General features: G+C 58.7%; 13 protein-coding genes and 1 riboswitch. Of the genes, 8 read left to right on the forward strand and 5 right to left on the reverse strand.

Features of this window, described 5'->3' with window-relative positions; translation table 11 throughout:
• Positions 1-136 precede the first annotated feature (136 nt).
• Positions 137-1,885, reverse strand: a complete 1,749-nt coding sequence (locus FFV09_RS17790; RefSeq protein WP_141449070.1) for a methyl-accepting chemotaxis protein — start codon at positions 1,883-1,885, stop codon at positions 137-139.
• Between the two features lie 268 nt (positions 1,886-2,153).
• On the opposite strand from FFV09_RS17790, the gene serC reads away from it, so the two are divergent.
• The 3 genes from serC (at position 2,154) to FFV09_RS17805 (ending at position 4,333) form a co-directional block, all read left to right on the forward strand.
• Positions 2,154-3,242: a 3-phosphoserine/phosphohydroxythreonine transaminase gene (gene serC / locus FFV09_RS17795; RefSeq protein ID WP_141449071.1), complete on the forward strand. Its 1,089-nt coding sequence runs from the start codon at positions 2,154-2,156 to the stop codon at positions 3,240-3,242.
• Positions 3,243-3,409: 167 nt separating this feature from the next.
• The gene (gene trmL / locus FFV09_RS17800; protein WP_141449072.1) at positions 3,410-3,877 is read left to right on the forward strand and encodes a tRNA (uridine(34)/cytosine(34)/5-carboxymethylaminomethyluridine(34)-2'-O)-methyltransferase TrmL; all 468 of its coding nucleotides are present in this window, start codon (positions 3,410-3,412) and stop codon (positions 3,875-3,877) included.
• A 201-nt stretch (positions 3,878-4,078) separates the two neighbouring features.
• On the forward strand, positions 4,079-4,333 hold the full coding sequence (locus tag FFV09_RS17805; protein ID WP_141449073.1) for an AbrB/MazE/SpoVT family DNA-binding domain-containing protein: 255 nt from the start codon (positions 4,079-4,081) through the stop codon (positions 4,331-4,333).
• A gap of 116 nt (positions 4,334-4,449) precedes the next feature.
• On the opposite strand, the gene FFV09_RS17810 is transcribed toward FFV09_RS17805, so the two are convergent.
• From FFV09_RS17810 to FFV09_RS17820, 3 genes are all read right to left on the reverse strand, one after another.
• The gene (locus tag FFV09_RS17810; RefSeq protein ID WP_141449074.1) at positions 4,450-5,514 is read right to left on the reverse strand and encodes a phosphodiester glycosidase family protein; all 1,065 of its coding nucleotides are present in this window, start codon (positions 5,512-5,514) and stop codon (positions 4,450-4,452) included.
• Positions 5,511-5,915 (reverse strand): hypothetical protein, encoded by a 405-nt coding sequence (locus tag FFV09_RS17815; protein WP_141449075.1) that lies wholly within the window; start codon positions 5,913-5,915, stop codon positions 5,511-5,513. Before FFV09_RS17815 ends, FFV09_RS17810 begins: the two co-directional genes overlap by 4 nt.
• A gap of 149 nt (positions 5,916-6,064) precedes the next feature.
• The gene (locus FFV09_RS17820) at positions 6,065-6,772 is read right to left on the reverse strand and encodes a DUF2161 family putative PD-(D/E)XK-type phosphodiesterase (RefSeq protein WP_141449076.1); all 708 of its coding nucleotides are present in this window, start codon (positions 6,770-6,772) and stop codon (positions 6,065-6,067) included.
• 183 nt (positions 6,773-6,955) lie between these two features.
• Here FFV09_RS17820 and FFV09_RS17825 point away from each other — a divergent pair, with 183 nt between their 5' ends.
• From FFV09_RS17825 to FFV09_RS17845, 5 genes are all read left to right on the forward strand, one after another.
• Positions 6,956-7,969, forward strand: a complete 1,014-nt coding sequence (locus FFV09_RS17825; protein ID WP_141449077.1) for a LacI family DNA-binding transcriptional regulator — start codon at positions 6,956-6,958, stop codon at positions 7,967-7,969.
• A gap of 400 nt (positions 7,970-8,369) precedes the next feature.
• Positions 8,370-10,913 (forward strand): beta-mannosidase, encoded by a 2,544-nt coding sequence (locus FFV09_RS17830; RefSeq protein ID WP_141449078.1) that lies wholly within the window; start codon positions 8,370-8,372, stop codon positions 10,911-10,913.
• Between the two features lie 199 nt (positions 10,914-11,112).
• Positions 11,113-11,643: an acyl-CoA thioesterase gene (locus FFV09_RS17835; RefSeq protein ID WP_141449079.1), complete on the forward strand. Its 531-nt coding sequence runs from the start codon at positions 11,113-11,115 to the stop codon at positions 11,641-11,643.
• A 239-nt stretch (positions 11,644-11,882) separates the two neighbouring features.
• Positions 11,883-12,040: riboswitch (FMN riboswitch) on the forward strand.
• Between the two features lie 209 nt (positions 12,041-12,249).
• Positions 12,250-13,233: a DMT family transporter gene (locus tag FFV09_RS17840; protein WP_425472324.1), complete on the forward strand. Its 984-nt coding sequence runs from the start codon at positions 12,250-12,252 to the stop codon at positions 13,231-13,233.
• A 214-nt stretch (positions 13,234-13,447) separates the two neighbouring features.
• Complete coding sequence (locus FFV09_RS17845; protein ID WP_141449081.1) at positions 13,448-14,287, forward strand: alpha/beta hydrolase; 840 nt, start codon at positions 13,448-13,450, stop codon at positions 14,285-14,287.
• Between the two features lie 114 nt (positions 14,288-14,401).
• Here the strand turns inward: FFV09_RS17845 and FFV09_RS17850 are convergent, their stop codons facing one another.
• Complete coding sequence (locus tag FFV09_RS17850; RefSeq protein WP_425472325.1) at positions 14,402-15,907, reverse strand: phospholipase D family protein; 1,506 nt, start codon at positions 15,905-15,907, stop codon at positions 14,402-14,404.
• Positions 15,908-16,085 lie beyond the last annotated feature (178 nt).

The following is a 16,085-nucleotide window of genomic DNA, read 5'->3' on the forward strand; positions in this document are numbered from 1 at the left end:
CCGAAAGCAGGAAGCCGAAAGCAGGAAGCAGGAAGGTGAAAGAAGGAAGCAGGAAGGTGAAAGAAGGAAGCAGGAAGCGGAGTCACGGCAAGCGTGCAGGGCAGCCGCCGCACCACGAGCCTCCGCGCGGGGGAGATCAGCCTTCGGTCGCCGATTTCAGTTCGGCCGACATGCGGTTCAGGTCTTCGATCAGTTCCGAGAACCGGTCGAGCGAAGCCGCGTAGTTTTCGTTCATCTGCGCCACTTTGCCCGCTTCTTCTTCGGACAGCCGGGACAGGCGGCTGAGTTCTTCCATCGAAGCGTTAACCTGCTGCGTGCCGGCGGAGATCTGTTCCGCGGAGGCGCTCACGCCCTGGATTTGCAGCTCCGAGCGTTCGGTCGCTTCGAGAATGTCGCGGAACTGCGCTTCGTTGTCTTTCATCCGGCTCATGCCGTTTTCGACGTCCTGGCTGATCAGCACCATGTCGCTCGAAGAGCGGCTGATCCGCTGGCGGATGTCCGACACGACCTGTTCGATCTGCTGCACGGCGCCGCCGGTCTCTTCGGACAGCTTGCGCACTTCCGTTGCGACGACTTCGAAGCCGCGGCCGCGTTCGCCGGCATGCGCCGCTTCGATCGCGGCGTTCAGGGCGAGCAGCTGCGTCTGCGAAGCGACGTCGCGGATAAAGGCGATGATCGCGGCGATCTGGCTCGACATCGTGTCGAGCTCGGCGATGGACGCGGACGAACGCGACACTTTTTCGCGTATCTCCTGCATTTGCGAGATAGACTGCCGGATCGAGTCCGCGCCGACCTGCGATTGCAGCGTCGTCTTTTTGGCCTGCTCGGACACGTCGCCGGTCATTTCCGCGACGTGCAGAATGCCGTGCGAAATTTCGCCGACGGCGGCGGAACTTTCGATCGTGCCTTTGGACTGCAGCAGCGAGTGATGCGCGATATCGTGCATGGCGGAGACGATCCGTCCGTTCATCTCTTTGCTCTGGGCTTGCAGGCTGGACAATTCGGAAGCCATCAGGACGATCTGGTCCGACGTGCTGCCGGCCTGGACCATGATCTGTTCAAGCTGCTGCTTCTGGCGCAAAATGTCGGTGCTCGCTTCGGCGCGCTTGAACTGGAAATACATGCTGACGAGCAGGCCGATCAGGACGAGCAGATAGCTGACTTTTTTGAACAGATGGGCCAGGTCGAAGTTGACGTCGTAAGAAGCGTGCGAGAACGACATGAAGCCGAGCTGCGTCAGCGCCGCGGTGATGATGGACAGCACGAGCCAATGTTCGAAATGGTTTTTTTTCCATAGACCAAGCTTCAAATGACCGAACAGCGCGATCAAGAACAGCACGCCCGGGATCAGTTCCTGCGGACGCCCGATGAAGCCGCCTTCGACGTACGCTTTCGGAAGCGGCACGAAGATGAAGAATAGGAAGCAGGCCAGCGTCAGCAGCGCGGTGGTGCCGTAGACGAGCCGTTCCGTGCGGCGGCGTTCGGCGGCCGACGTCTCGCGGCGTGTCCAGAGCAGCCAGGCGAGCACGAGCAGCACGGACAGGAACATCCGGGAAGCGAGCCAGCTCCACGCGACGAGGGATGAAGAAATAGACGGGAACATATCGGAGAAAAAGGCAGAAGTGACGATGGCATGGTAGCCGTCAAGCAGGGCCGTGCCGAGAAAGCCGCTGCCGATCAACAGCATGGACGTCCGGTTCTGGGTGTAATAATACACGAGGGCGAGAATGCCGATGAAGGCGGCGAGCATGGTGGCCATGATCTCCATCGAGGTGTGGAGCATGGTGCTGCCCTGCCAGTTCAGGCTGCGCAGCGGGATTTCGGCCAAAGCCAAAACGAGGAACAGCAGGGCATAACCCCAGGCACGTTTGTTGACGGTTTGCATGTGAAATCTCCTTTGGTATGAACAAGATAAATGTGAGGTCGCCGTATGGCTCTTGAAGTATATAAGCGGCGGCCGCAAACGTCAATGATTTTGTCAAATTATTTTGTCCAAAATCAAAAACACGAACGAAGAGCCAATTATGGCAAAAAGCGTACAGGTTGAAAAAAGGAGTCCGTCACCGCGTTATCGCGTCGGGGTTTTACTTGAAGTAATGTTAGATTGCTGTTATGATTAACCCTAAATTATGGCTTGAGGGGGCTTTCGATTCATGGGCAAACGGGCTTACAACTTTAACGCGGGACCGGCGGCGCTGCCGCTCGAAGTGCTTGAGCGCGCGCAGGCGGAATTTGTGGAATTTCAGGGAACGGGCATGTCGATCATGGAGATGTCCCACCGCGGAGCGGTCTACGAGAGCGTACATAACGAAGCGCAGGAGCGCATCCTGAAGCTGCTCGGCCAGCCGTCCGGCTACAAGACGCTGTTCCTGCAGGGCGGAGCCAGCACGCAGTTTGCGATGATTCCGATGAACCTGCTGGCTGCGGGCCGCCAGGCCGGCTACGTCATGAGCGGCAGCTGGGCTTCCAAAGCGGCCAAGGAAGCGAAGCTGATCGGCGACGTGTACGCCGCCGCTTCGACGGAAGGCGACAAGTTCACGCGCATGCCGGCGCAGGACGAGATCGAGATTCGCGAAGACGCGGCGTACGTGCATATCACGTCGAACGAGACGATCGAAGGCGTGCAGTTCGCGCAGTATCCGGACACCGGCAGCGTGCCGCTCGTCGCGGATCTGTCCAGCGACATCTTCTGCCGTCCGCTCGAGATCGAAAAGTTCGGTATGATCTATGCCGGCGCCCAGAAGAACCTCGGCCCGTCGGGCGTGACGGTCGTGATCGCGAAGGAAGAGCTGCTGTCGGCCGAAGCGAAGCATATTCCGACCGTGTTCCGCTACAGCACGCATCTGTCGAACAACTCGCTCTACAACACGCCGCCGTCCTTCTCCATCTATATGGTGAACGAGACGCTGCGCTGGATCGAAGAGCAGGGCGGCCTCGAAGGCGTCGAAGCGAAGAACCGCGCCAAAGCGAACCTGCTGTACGACACGATCGACAACAGCGGCGGGTTCTACAGCGGCGTCGCCCAGGCGGGCAGCCGCTCGCTGATGAACGTCACGTTCCGCCTCGGCTCCGAGGAGCTGGAGAAAGCTTTCGCCAAAGAGAGCGAACAGCAGGGCTTCGTCGGGCTCAAAGGGCACCGCAGCGTCGGCGGCCTGCGCGCTTCGATCTACAATGCCGTTCCGCACGAGAGCGTCGCGGCGCTGGTCGATTTCATGGGCGATTTCGCCAAACGCAACGGCTGATTCCGGTTCTTCCCTTAAGCCGGCGATTCGGGTAATATAGAACCAGAAGAGACGGAAGAGCACGAGACGTAAAAGCCGCCCGACTTTCGGGCGGCTTTTACGTGTGCCTCATTCCCGGAGCCCGGCGCTGTCCGTCCATTTTCCAGAAACGGAGTGAATCGATCTTTATGCCACTGCACATCGTGCTGGTGGAGCCGGAAATTCCGGCCAACACCGGCAATATTTCCAGAACCTGCGCCGCAACGGATACCCATCTGCATCTGGTGCGTCCGCTCGGATTTCGGACCGACGACGCTTCGCTGAAGCGCGCCGGGCTCGATTACTGGCCGTCCGTCAAGCTGACCTATCACGATTCGTTCGAAGAGCTTCGGGCCGAGCATCCGGAAGGACGCTTTTTCTACGCGACGACCAAGGCGACGAAGCGTTATAGCGACGTGTCGTTCCGCGACGGCGACTTTCTCGTTTTCGGCAAAGAAACCAAAGGGCTGCCGCCGGAGCTGATCGAGGCGAACCCGGAGACCGCGATCCGGCTGCCGATGCGCACCGAGCATGTCCGTTCGTTGAACCTGTCCAATTCGGTCGCGATCATGCTGTACGAGGCGCTGCGCCAGCTTGATTTCCCGGAAATGGAGTAGGGCAAATGGCCAAGAGATTTCCTCTGGCATTAGGTCATTGCCTGATTAGTCAAAAAACCGATAATTAACCAGCCTTTCTTTTTTTATCCGTAAAGAAGGAATTCTTCTTCGGACCTCGAATATGTATTCTTGGGTTTGCAGATTTATTTCTGCAGGTGGGGCAGAAGCAGCAAACTAAAAACAGAAGAGGTGTTATCAATTATGAAACCTGCTGGAGTAGTCCGGAAAGTCGACCAATTGGGGCGGATCGTCCTCCCAAAATCGCTGAGAAAAAGATACCAAATGAACGAAGGCGATCCGGTCGAAATTTTGGTCCAGGGAGATCATATCATTTTGGAGCGTTACCGCCCGAAATGCGTGTTCTGCGGTTCGATCGAAGAAGTCAGCGAATTCAGGGACCGGTATATCTGCGGAGCGTGCGTCTCCGAGATGATGCAGATTCCGAAGCACGGCTGAACCCGTTCGAACTCGGCAAGACGCAAAAAAAGAGCCCTTGGGCTCTTTTTTTTGTCGTTTTTTGGTCGGATACTGAAGTAGGCGGGCAGTAAGCGGGCAGACTCCGGATCGGTCGATCAGTCGAAAAACAAAAAGCTGGTCGGCACGGGCCGAAGCGTGCCGTCGGACGGATGGTTGACCACGCGCCCGTTCATCACGAGCGAAGACGAACCGCCGCCGTCCAGGTTATAGGCGTTGACGACGCCGATCTTGTACAGTTGGTCCTGCACTTCTTCGAGCGTCGCGCCGGAGCGGCCGCCTTCGTTATACCCGTCGATCACGAAGACGATCAGCTGATCGTCTTTGTAGCTGCCGATGATCGTGCGCGGCGCCCGTTTGGGCGCGGCTTTCCATTTGGACGGAATCGGCATCTTCCTGCCGTCCTTGAGCAGGATCGGCACGAACGAAGCGCCGAACTGCGGCTCCAGCCGGTCAAGCTGTTCCTGCTGGTTGAACTTGCCGCCGATCAGTTTGCCGGATTCGTTCAAACCGACGAAGTACAGGTCCTTGAAGCTGGACTGGAAGCCGGTGAGGTACTTGCCGTCGACCACGGTCGTGCTGAGCGGGTACCGCTTGCCGTCCTGGTCGGCGAAACCGCCCGCGTTGATGCCCGCGACGGCTCCGTGCCGCTGGACGGCTCTGAGCGTCGTCTCCGAGCTGCCCAGCGCTTCGCCCGCCAGACTCATGCGCATCGCCGCCGGGTCTTTGAGCTTGACCTTCATGGCGTACCCGTTGTACGTCACGGCGTTGACGCGGAACAGCTCGATACGGATCTTGCCGCTGTCGACCGTCTCGATCGGGCGGCCGAGCTTGGAACGGATCCGCTTGTCGTAGATGCTTTCCGGGCGCTGCGCCTGGATCGAAGCTTTCTGGACGATGGAAGACATCGTCCGGGTCGTCTCGTTGTAGAGACTCAGCGTCTTCTGCAGCGAATCGGAAGTGGACTTCGCTTTTTGTTCGGCCGCACCCAGATCCCGGATCAGCTTGGCGGAAGAAGGATGCAGACTTTTGTCCGTTTTGTAGGAATCGGTATTCAAACGCAGAACGGGTTCGGGCGGAAACAGCAGCAGGCAGAGCATGAGGCCGATGACCGGCGCGGCCAGCAGCAGGAAGAAGCGGTTCACCCGCTGGACTCTCGTCATTTCAGCAGGTCCATTTTCTTCTGAAGTTCGCTGAGCTTGCTCTTCACTTCGTTCAGCTGCGTGTACAGCTTGTTGCTGTTATCCGTTTTGTCGTTCGCGTTGTCTTGGGTAAAAGTCAGCAGTTCGTTGAACGAGTCCACCTTGCCCTGCAGCGCGGCTACCTGCTTGTCCAGCGCGACGAACTGCTGCTCGTAGTCGGCGCGCAGTTCGGCCATCTGGGCCGTCGTCTGGGCCTCCAGAGCCGCCAGCGTCTGCTCCTGGAGCTTCTGGCTGTACGTATAGGCGGCATAGATGAACAGGGCGATCAGAACGACCCAGAACAGCAGAAACCATCTGGCGGGAAGTCTGTCCTTTTTCATGCTGCGGGACGGGGTAGAGGCAGGTCCCGTTGAAGCTTTCATTCCATCACCTCGTCGCAAATTTAAAACCTGGGCCCAAGGCCCGAATTTCAGCTTTCATTTTATCATGCGGGGTTTTATTTCGCAAAAGCCGTTTTATATGTTTTCAACAAAAGTTTTCAATTTTCACACCTAATTCTTCACCGTTTTCGTTAGCGCTCCGGCCACGCCGCGACGACCGACGCATATTCGTCCAGCGCGGCGATTCCGGCTTCGGTCAGCTTGTAGCGTCCCCGCGACACCCGCTCGAACCAGCCGTAATGATTGTCTCGCAGCAGCGCCGCCGCTTTGCCGACGCCGGCCGCTTCCTTGAGCATGACGGGCGACGCTTCGCCGAACATCCACAGTTGGCGGGCGACTTTGAGCGCGTTTTCCCGGTAGGCCGTCACGATTTTGCGTTTGCTCGAACCGCCGACGTTGTGGTCGCCGCTGCGCGCCTCGAATTCCGCCCGCAGCCGCTTGGAGCGCGTGCCCGGTTTTTTGCTCCCTACGGAACCGGCTTCGCACAGCACTTCGACGAACGGGTCTTTGGTCTTGTACAAGGTGACGGCGATCAGGCCGAGGCCGAGCCGTCCACACAGCAGCGCGATATCGCCAAACCGCTGGTTATGCGCGCCTTTTTTGGTTCGATTGCGTTCGACCGCCAGGTAGACCCGGCCTCCGGTCCGCTGACGGTCCGCGCCCTGAAGCAGCAGCTCCAGCGTAAACGTCTTTTTGATCTCGACGATCAACGGTTCCGGTTCGCCGTCGCGGTAGCCCAGCAGGTCGCAGTGGCGGACTTCGCTTTTGACGGAATAGCCCTGCTGCTCGAAAAAGGCTTTGAGCGGCGGATACAGTTCCGTTTCGTATTTCACGGCCATCTTCTAAGCTCCTTTGACAGGTGGAATTGCGTAAATTCAATATCTCATCATACCGCTAAAACAGTCGGTTGGCAAAAAAGCTTGTCGCGCAACGGACACCTATATATAATAGAAGAAATAAATATGGTTTTCCGGACGGAGTCTTGCCAAAACGCAAAATCCGGCCGGGAAGGAGGTAAAGCGATGGCTTCGATTCATGATGTAGCCAAAGAAGCGGGCGTGTCCGTTGCAACCGTTTCCAAGGTCATTAACAATTATCCGGACGTGAGCGATAAAACGCGCAAAAAAGTAAGCCAAACGATCAAGGATCTCAAATACCATCCGAACGTCGCGGCCAGAGGATTGGTCAAAGGGCGTTCGTGGACGGTCGGCGTGTTCGTCACTTCGCCGTTCACGAATCCGTTCGTGACGGAACTGCTGGAAGGGATCAAGACGGCGCTCCAGAACAGCGGGTACGACCTCGTGCTGCTATCCACGCGTTTCGACGACGACAGTTACTCGTTCGTGGAGCACTGCCTGAGCCGGAACGTGGACGGCGTGGTCGGCTTCGGCGTGGACCGGGACGATCCGCATCTGGAAGAACTGCTCAAATCGGATATTCCGACCATGTTCGTCGACGCGGATATTCGCGGACCGCGGGCAGGCTACATTACGACCGAGAACAAAGCGGGCACGATGCAGGCGGTCGCGCATCTGGCCGAACTCGGCCATTCGCGCATCGCGTTCATCTCGGGCGAGCTGGACAATGCGGTCGGCGCCCTGCGCCACGAAGGTTACCTCGAAGGGATGAAGACGCACAAGCTGAACGTTCCCGAATCGTACGTCAAAGTCAGCGACTATTCGATGGAAGGCGGAACGGTGGCGATGAACGAGCTGATGGAGCTTAAGGAACGCCCGACGGCCGTCGTCTGCACGTCGGACATGATGGCGATCGGCGCTATCAGCGTTATTCACCGCAGCGGCTTGTCGGTGCCCGAAGACATTTCCGTCGTCGGCTTCGACAATACGTATTATTCGGAAATTTTCAGCCCGGCGCTGACGACGATCAACCAGAATATTCGCTCGATCGGCTCGCACGCGATCGAGACGCTGATCACGATGATCGAGAACACGGATTTTCTGCCGCCGGTCGTCACGGAACCTTCGAATCTGGTCGTCCGCTGCACGACGGCCAAGCCGGGCGGCGCCAAGTCCTGATCCGGCAGCGCCGTAAGCGGGAACCGCGGCGCATCCGTCCGTAGTCCCCGCGGTTCGAACCGCCGGATCGGTTCGTATCGGATCAGAGCGAATCGGTTTGGATCAAATCGGTTCGAATCGAATCGAATCGGGTTGAATTGGTCCGGATTGGTTCGGTGGATCGGCGAATACCGTTTACCGGAATCGATTAATATCGCTTGACTTCAAAGACCCTGCCCTTTTGCGGCAGAGTCTTTTTTTATTTTATCCATACTAACAAAAATTATTAATTTATATTTTGTTAGTGATAAAAAATAAAATAAACATAAAAGTTAGATCTTTTATTGAATTTCAGCGCGGGGGATGATACGGTGTGAAGGAGAGTAAAAGCGGTTACACTTTGGCAGGGGAGGCACCTATTTTGAACGAAATCAAATGGGAATTGAACGAATGGACTTTCCGGGAAGCCGGACAGCAGGAATGGCAGCCGGCGGTCGTGCCGGGCTGCGTGCACAGCGATCTGTATCGGAACGGGCAGATTCCCGATCCGTATTACGGCACGAACGAACACGATTTGCAGTGGATCGACAAGCGCGACTGGGAGTACGAGACGACGTTCACCGTGCCCGGCGACTTGCTGCGCCAAGACAACGTCAGCCTCGTGTTCGACGGACTGGACACGTATGCGGACGTCGAGCTGAACGGACGGCGCATCCTGTCCGCCGACAACATGTTCCGCACGTGGAACGTGCAGGTCAAGACGCATCTGACGGAAGGCGAGAACCGGCTGCGCATCGTGCTCCGTTCGCCGATCAACGAAGACCTGCCGAAGCTTGAGCGGCTCGGGTACGGACTGCCTGCCGCCAACGACCAATCGGAACTCGGCGGGCTCGGCGACAAGCGGGTCAGCGTGTTCGCGCGCAAAGCGCCGTATCATTACGGATGGGACTGGGGCCCGCGCTTCGTCACGAGCGGCATCTGGCGCGCGGTGCGTCTGGAAGGCTGGACGGGCGTGCGCATCACCGACCTGTTTATCCGCCAGGACGAAGTAAGCGCGTCGCAGGCCAAGCTGACCGCGCTGCTGACGATCGAATCGGATCGCGATTTCGAAGGGCGCCTGCGCCTGTCCGCGGAAGGATTCGAAGTCCAGCATACGGAAGCGATCCGTCTCGGCGACAACACGGTACGTCTGGAGTTCGCGCTAGACGATCCGAAGCTGTGGTGGTCGAGAGGGCTCGGCGACGCGCATCTGTATACGTTCAAGGCCGAGCTGCTCGAAGGCGAATCGGTCAGCGCGTCCAAGAGTGCGCGGACCGGCCTGCGCAGCGTCAAGCTGAAGCGGGAAAAAGACGGCGCCGGCGCTTCGTTCTACATCGAGCTGAACGGCGTGCCGGTCTTCGCCAAAGGCGCGAACCATATTCCGAACGACAACTTCGAGACGGACGTGACGCGCGAGCGGTACCGGTACGAGATCGTCTCCGCGGCCGAAGCGAACATGAACATGCTGCGGGTGTGGGGCGGCGGCATCTATGAAGAAGACGCTTTCTACGAGCTGTGCGACGAGTACGGCATCATGGTCTGGCAGGACTTCATGTTCGCCTGCAGCATGTATCCGGGCGACGAAGACTTCCTGGAAAGCGTTCGCCACGAAGCGGAAGACAATGTCCGCCGGCTGCGCAACCACCCGAGCATCGTGCTCTGGTGCGGCAACAACGAGATCGATTCGGCGTGGGCGCATTATATTCCGGACGGCGGTTGGGGCTGGAAAAAAGACTATACGCCGGAGCAGCAAAACGTCATCTGGGCCGATTACGAAGCGATTTTCCATCGCCTGCTGCCGAATGCGATCTCCAAGCTCGCGCCGGGCGCGGAATACTGGCCTTCGTCGCCGCTCGTCTCGCTGTCGAACGACGAGAACCAGCACGCGCATCCGGGCACGTCGGAAGGCGATATCCATTATTGGGGCGTGTGGCACAACTCCGAACCGTTCGAGAACTACAACAAATACATCGGCCGCTTCATGAGCGAATACGGCTTCCAATCGTTCCCCGAGCACAAATCGGTGCTGCAATACGCACCGGAAGACGCGCTGCAGCTCGATTCGAAGATCATGCTCGCGCATCAGAAAAACGGCCGCGGCAATTTCCTGATCAAGGAATACATGGACAAATATCTGCCGGAACCGAAAGACTTCGTCTCGTTCCTGTACATGAGCCAGGTGCTGCAGGCCGAAGCGATGAAATCGGCGATCGAAGCGCACCGCCGCAGCATGCCGTACTGCATGGGCACGCTGTACTGGCAGATGAACGACAGCTGGCCGGTCGCTTCCTGGTCGGGCATCGACTATTACGGCCGCTGGAAAGCGCTGCATTACTACGCGCGCCGCAGCTTCCGCGACCTGTCGGTCTCGATCGACGGCACCAACGGGGAAGATTTGAACTTCCATATTCTCAACGACGGCTTGAGCGCCCAATCGGTATCGCTGAGACTCCGGCTCGTAGGCTTCGGAGGCAGCGTTCACAGCGAGCAGGTGCTGAACCTTGAAGCGTCCGCGAACAGCGCCGCGAAGGTCTATTCGGTCACAGCGGCCGAGCTGCTCGGCGAAGAAGTGCCGGAGCGCACCGTGCTGGTGGCCGAACTGGAACAGGGAGGCCGCATTCTCGATCAGCGGACGCACTACTTCGTGTCCGCGCGCGAAATCGAGCTGTCGGCGCCGAATATCGTCGTCAGCCGTACGGACGACGGCGAAGGCCGATCGACGTTCACGCTGGAGACGGACGCGCTGGCCAAGCAGGTATGGCTGTCCGCCGAAGCGGAAGGCGTCTTCACGGACAATTACTTCGACCTTGTGCCGGGCGAACCGGTCACGGTCGAGTTCCAGGCCCGCCGCGAAGACGGCACGCTGTCCCACGGCTCCGCCGGAGCCGTCGAAGTCAAATCGATGGCCGATTTCATCAAGCTGTAACGCGAAGCGTTCATGCGTCCACGCGGGCGCAGATTCCGCCCGCTGCGGCAAGCAGACAAGCAGCCGCCGATCCCCCCCAGGGAATCGGCGGCTGTTTGGCGTTCGCGCCGCGAAGGCGATCTTCCGACTTGTTCCGTCGATCGGTGGAAGCTTATAATGAACGAACGAGCGTTTACCCTGAGAAAAAAGGAAGTGCAGCATGCAGCCCATACCGATTCGAACGACGCGCAGCTACAAAATGGCCCGCGTTTTCCCGACCGACGTCAACAGCTACCAGACGCTGTTCGGCGGCCGGCTGATGGCGTATATCGACGATATCGCGTCGATCGCCGCCGCCAAATTGTCGCGCGCCAATACGATTACCGCTTCGACGGACTCCGTCGATTTTCTGTACCCGATCTACATGACGGATTCCGTCACGCTGGAAGCATTCGTCACCTGGACGGGCCGCAGCTCGATGGAGACGTTCGTCAAAGTCATACGCGAAGATCTCAAAAGCGGCGAGCGCCAGATCGCGGCCACGGCGTTTCTGACATTCGTCGCGATGGACGACCACGGCCGCAAGATCGAAGTCGCGCCCGTCGTGCCGGAGACGGAAGAAGAGCAGAAGCTGCACGACAGCGCGCCCGAGCGGGCGCTGATGCGCAAGCAGCGCCGCGAAGCGAGCCGCGCGTTAGCCGAATTTTTGACTTCGCGCTATCCGTGGGAGCCGGAACACGAAGCCGATTGAAGCGGAAACGTCCGGCTTTATAGAAACCAGCTTTATTTTATTCACCTACTTGTAAAAGTGTGAATGATCGTTTAGAATGTAACCAGAGCTGAAAGCCGCAGGGCTTGCGAAAGTTTGCGAAACGGAATGAAGCGCCCATTCTTTTTACGAAAAAAGAAGAGGCGGCCCTACCGTGACAACTTTCACAGGCAGCGGATAGAAAAAGGTTTAAACTAAGACTATCAAAATACAAATGAATAAAGGATCTTCGGGGTAGGGTGAAATTCCCGACCGGCGGTAATGGTTCGCTTACGCGAACTTGGCCCGCGACTCCCGCGGCGTCTTCGAGAAGAAGCCGCGGGACTGATCTGGTGAGATTCCAGAGCCGACGGTACAGTCCGGATGGGAGAAGATCAAGCGCAGACATGTCGGTGTCCGTATACGGCAGGTTTATTTATGGAACCTGCCGCAGCTGCCCGCCGCATATTTGGCCTGCCGCTCGACCCTTCGATTGACGTAAAAACCGCCCCGAACGCCGGATCTTCCGGCTTCGGGGCTTTTTGCGCACGGGATCCCCCTTATTCGGATGAGGAGACTAGGGAAATGACAACCGACAATCGTAATCACTTGAGTCAAGCAAACACGGGAGGGAACGGATCTTCATTTTTCTCCAGAGCCGGCAGCGGCTTCTGGTTGATCGTATTGGGAGCGGCGCTCTGGGGCGTCGATCCGCTGTTCCGTATCCTGCTGCTGGAATCGATGACTTCGTCGCAGATCGTTCTGCTCGAACACGTCATCATCGCTTTGTTCGTGACTCCGATTCTGTGGAGAAACCGCGCGGAACTGAAAGGTCTCGGCCTGCGGCACGTCGGCGCGCTGCTGTTCATCTCGTGGGGCGGCTCCGCTCTCGCAACGTTGATGTTCACGCTTGCGCTTCAGCATGCGGGCGGCGCCTTCAACACGGTGCTGCTGCTGCAAAAGCTGCAGCCGCTGTTCGCCATCATCCTGGCGCACTTCATGCTCAAGGAATCGCTGCCGCGCCGCTTCGGCCCGCTGCTGCTGGTCGCGCTGTTCGGTACGTATCTGCTGACATTCGGCTTCACGATGCCGGTCGGCCATGCCGGCGAGTTTTTCCAGCTCGGCAGTCTGCTCGCGCTGGGCGCCGCCGCCCTGTGGGGCGGATCGACGGTCATGGGCCGCTTTATGGTCGGCAAGCTCAAATACGAGACGGTCACTTCGCTGCGCTTCATTCTGGCACTGCCGCTGCTGCTGGCCATCACGGCCGGGGAAGGCGCCGCCTGGGCGCTGCCGGCCGGAGGCATCGCGCTGACGCTTGTCGGCGTCAACCTGCTGCTGCAGGCGCTGCTGCCGGGCCTGCTCAGCCTGCTCGCCTATTACAAAGGACTCAAAACGACCAAAGCGTCGGTCGCGACGCTGGCCGAGCTCAGCTTCCCGATGGTCGGAGTGCTGATCAACTGGCTGTACGGCGGAGAAGTCGTGACGTCGGCGCAGATCGTCGGGTTTATCCTGATCTGGTCGGTTCTGTTCATTATCTCCCGTCAACAGACGCAGGAGATCGGGCCGAAAAGCCTGTCCCAACAAGCGGCCTGACCGTAAATGTACAGTCCTACAGACGTTTCGCCGGGAAAGCCCGGGAAACGTCTTTTGTTTTGGGCCGCCGTTCGGGCCGGCGGCGGTCGCTCTGAATTGTTCGATGTGTGCGCCGAACCTATGTTATGATAGACGTATTCGCGCAATTTTTGCCGGGCCGACAACGCTGTCGATGACCTGCTTATCTTATATAGACGAAACGGAGAGACTCCTCATGAATACCCAAAAAACCTGGTCGGCGGTCAGCGCCGACCGTCCGTTTGTCCGGCTCGTTCCGGACGTGCAGTTCGCCCAATTCGCGGGCGGCAAGACGCTCAGCCTGAACCTGCTGCTGCCGGCTTCCGACCGGCCCGTGCCGCTGATCCTGTGGATCGTCGGCGGGGCCTGGGTCAGCTGCAACGCGGCGCGGAACCTGCCGCAGCTCGTGCGCTTCGCGGAGCAGGGCTACGCCGTCGCCGCGATCGAATACCGCCTCGCGCACGAAGCGCGCTTTCCGGCGCAGATCGAAGACGCCAAAAGCGCGCTGCGCTTCCTGCGCGCCAATGCGGCCAAATACGGCATCGACGCCGACCGAATCGGCGTATGGGGCCATTCCGCCGGCGGACAGCTGGCGGCGCTGCTGGGCGTGACCGGCGGATCGCCCGAATACGAGACGGCCGACCATCTCCAGCAGTCGACCCGGGTGCGGGCGGTCGCCGAATTCAGCGGCCCGATCGATATCGAACTGGACTTCCAGAGCGAATACCATATGCCGGTCATGGCGATGATGCTCGGCGGCACGATCCGCATGAAGCCGGAACTTGCGCGCAGCACGAATCCGATCGCCTACCTGGACGGCCGCGAAGTGCCGCCGTTCCTGATCATGCACGGCGATGCCGATACGACCGTCCCGCTGCGGCAGAGCCAGCTGCTGCACGATGCCCTGACGGAAGCCGGCGTCTCTTCCGAATTCTGCGTGCTGGAAGGCACGGGCCATTCCACCGCCGAGCTGCTGACGCGCGGCGACGTGCTGGACAAAGTCGGCGAATTTTTCGACCTGCACCTTAAATCGTAAATTGCAAATCGCGAATTTCAAACACAAAAAGGCCCGGCGGATCGCTTCCGCCGGGCCTTTTTTTTATCGAGTCCAAATCTTCCGCCTCACCAAATCTTCCGCTGCATCCAAACCTCAGAACGTCGTGAAGCCCGCCCGCATCTGAATACGGTACACGATGTCTTTGAGCCACGTCGTCGGTTCCAGATGTTCTTCGAGGTCGAGCGTGTACTCGGCGCCGTCGTTGGTCCAGATCCGCTCGAAATAAGCGCGAATTCCGTCCATCAATTCGGTGTCCGCCGCCGCTTCGACAAACAGGTCGTTCTCCAGGTTGTAATCTTTCAGATTGCGCGGCGTGAAGTTGGTGGAGCCGGCCAGCACGCTGCTGTCGCCGGTTTGACGGTCCACGAAGATCATTTTGGAATGGTACTGTTCTTTGGTCGTGTTGTACCAGCGAATCGCGATTTTGTCCGGCGCTTCCTTGTGCAGGCCGGCCGCGACAGGGCGGTTCGGGATACCGATTTTGTCCCGGCCGAACGCATTCTCGTTCGGATCGAGCACGAGCCGCACTTCCGCGCCCCGATCCGCCGCCGCGCCGAGTCTTTCCAGCACTTTTTTGTCCGCGAGATAGAACATGCCCATCCAGATCGTGTCGCCGGACACGGCGCTGTCGATCTCCTGCAGCACCCGGTCGTACACTTTGCCTTCCGTCAAATACTGCACCGCATATTGGCCGTCCGTGCCGGCCCCCTCGTCGGCCGTATAGACCGGAAGCGTCCCGCCGCCCGACATGTCGAGCACCGCCTGCTCCGCTTGAAGCATGTCGCCGATGATCGGGCCGTCGACTTCAAGCGCGATATTCGAATGGTAGGCGCTGGCATCGTGGATATTGCCGCTGGAGACGATCGCGCTTTTCTCCGTAATGAACGCTTTGCGATGGTTTGCTTTGACGTTCAGCAGCTTCAGATACGAACGCATCGTGATGTCCGGGCCTTCGGTCGCCATCAGGTTCGGCACCCAGCCGCTGCCCGACTGGCCGAACCACTGGATAAACGTGCGCCAGACCGCCGAATAGGCCGGCGTGGAATCGCGCAGCGGATCGACGTCGGTAATGACCACCCGGATGCCGGCCTGCTTGAGGCTTTCGAGCAGGGCATTCGGCGCCGAACCGTAGTTGGTATTGACCTCGTCCGTGATAAACACGATATCGAGCTCGGGCACCGCCTGTTTGCGTTCGATCAGCGCTTTGGCCAGCTTGGCGCTGACTTTGGGATACTGCTGGTCTTCGTGCGTGTAATCGTTGAACAGAAAAACGTCGATGACGATAAACCGTTCCGCTTCGCCGATCAGCTCGATCGTCCGGTCGAAAATTTGCCTCTCCTGCGTAAACTCGCGCGTCTGCGCCGGATACGTGAGGTCGTACAGAAAATCGACCCGGTCCGTGCGATAGACGGGGCTTGCGTACGAAACGCCGTCCGGCAGCGGTTTGTTCATCTGGTAGACGATGACCGCCAGCAGCCATACGACGAGCAGCAGGAGCGCGGTGCGAATGATCCGTCCCCTGGAAAAAGGAGCGCGGGAACCCCGGACGCGCCTGCCCGGTCTGTGCCTGGTTTCTTTGTGCCTTCCCGCCGCCCGCATGATGGTCGAGCTTCGGTGCGTCGTCCATGATTCTTCGTTGCGCATCCCCGTTCATCCTTCCCTTTGCGATTGGCAAGCTTGCACAATCGCGCTAACTGTATATAACAACAAGCAAGCTAAATGAAGCACTACGAGGGACGGGAAGACGCAAAAGAATCCGGCAACTGGATTTCCCCTA

It is taken from the genome of Saccharibacillus brassicae, from assembly GCF_006542275.1.
Lineage (GTDB): Bacteria > Bacillota > Bacilli > Paenibacillales > Paenibacillaceae > Saccharibacillus > Saccharibacillus brassicae.

Bases quoted from the DNA above. Each gene is read 5' to 3' on its own strand.
- FFV09_RS17790 (WP_141449070.1), bottom strand. From the start codon at position 1,885: ATGCAAACCGTCAACAAACGTGCCTGGGGTTATGCCCTGCTGTTCCTC.
- serC (WP_141449071.1), top strand. From the start codon at position 2,154: ATGGGCAAACGGGCTTACAACTTTAACGCGGGACCGGCGGCGCTGCCG.
- trmL (WP_141449072.1), top strand. From the start codon at position 3,410: ATGCCACTGCACATCGTGCTGGTGGAGCCGGAAATTCCGGCCAACACC.
- FFV09_RS17805 (WP_141449073.1), top strand. From the start codon at position 4,079: ATGAAACCTGCTGGAGTAGTCCGGAAAGTCGACCAATTGGGGCGGATC.
- FFV09_RS17810 (WP_141449074.1), bottom strand. From the start codon at position 5,514: ATGACGAGAGTCCAGCGGGTGAACCGCTTCTTCCTGCTGCTGGCCGCG.
- FFV09_RS17815 (WP_141449075.1), bottom strand. From the start codon at position 5,915: ATGAAAGCTTCAACGGGACCTGCCTCTACCCCGTCCCGCAGCATGAAA.
- FFV09_RS17820 (WP_141449076.1), bottom strand. From the start codon at position 6,772: ATGGCCGTGAAATACGAAACGGAACTGTATCCGCCGCTCAAAGCCTTT.
- FFV09_RS17825 (WP_141449077.1), top strand. From the start codon at position 6,956: ATGGCTTCGATTCATGATGTAGCCAAAGAAGCGGGCGTGTCCGTTGCA.
- FFV09_RS17835 (WP_141449079.1), top strand. From the start codon at position 11,113: ATGCAGCCCATACCGATTCGAACGACGCGCAGCTACAAAATGGCCCGC.
- FFV09_RS17845 (WP_141449081.1), top strand. From the start codon at position 13,448: ATGAATACCCAAAAAACCTGGTCGGCGGTCAGCGCCGACCGTCCGTTT.
- FFV09_RS17850 (WP_425472325.1), bottom strand. From the start codon at position 15,907: ATGCGGGCGGCGGGAAGGCACAAAGAAACCAGGCACAGACCGGGCAGG.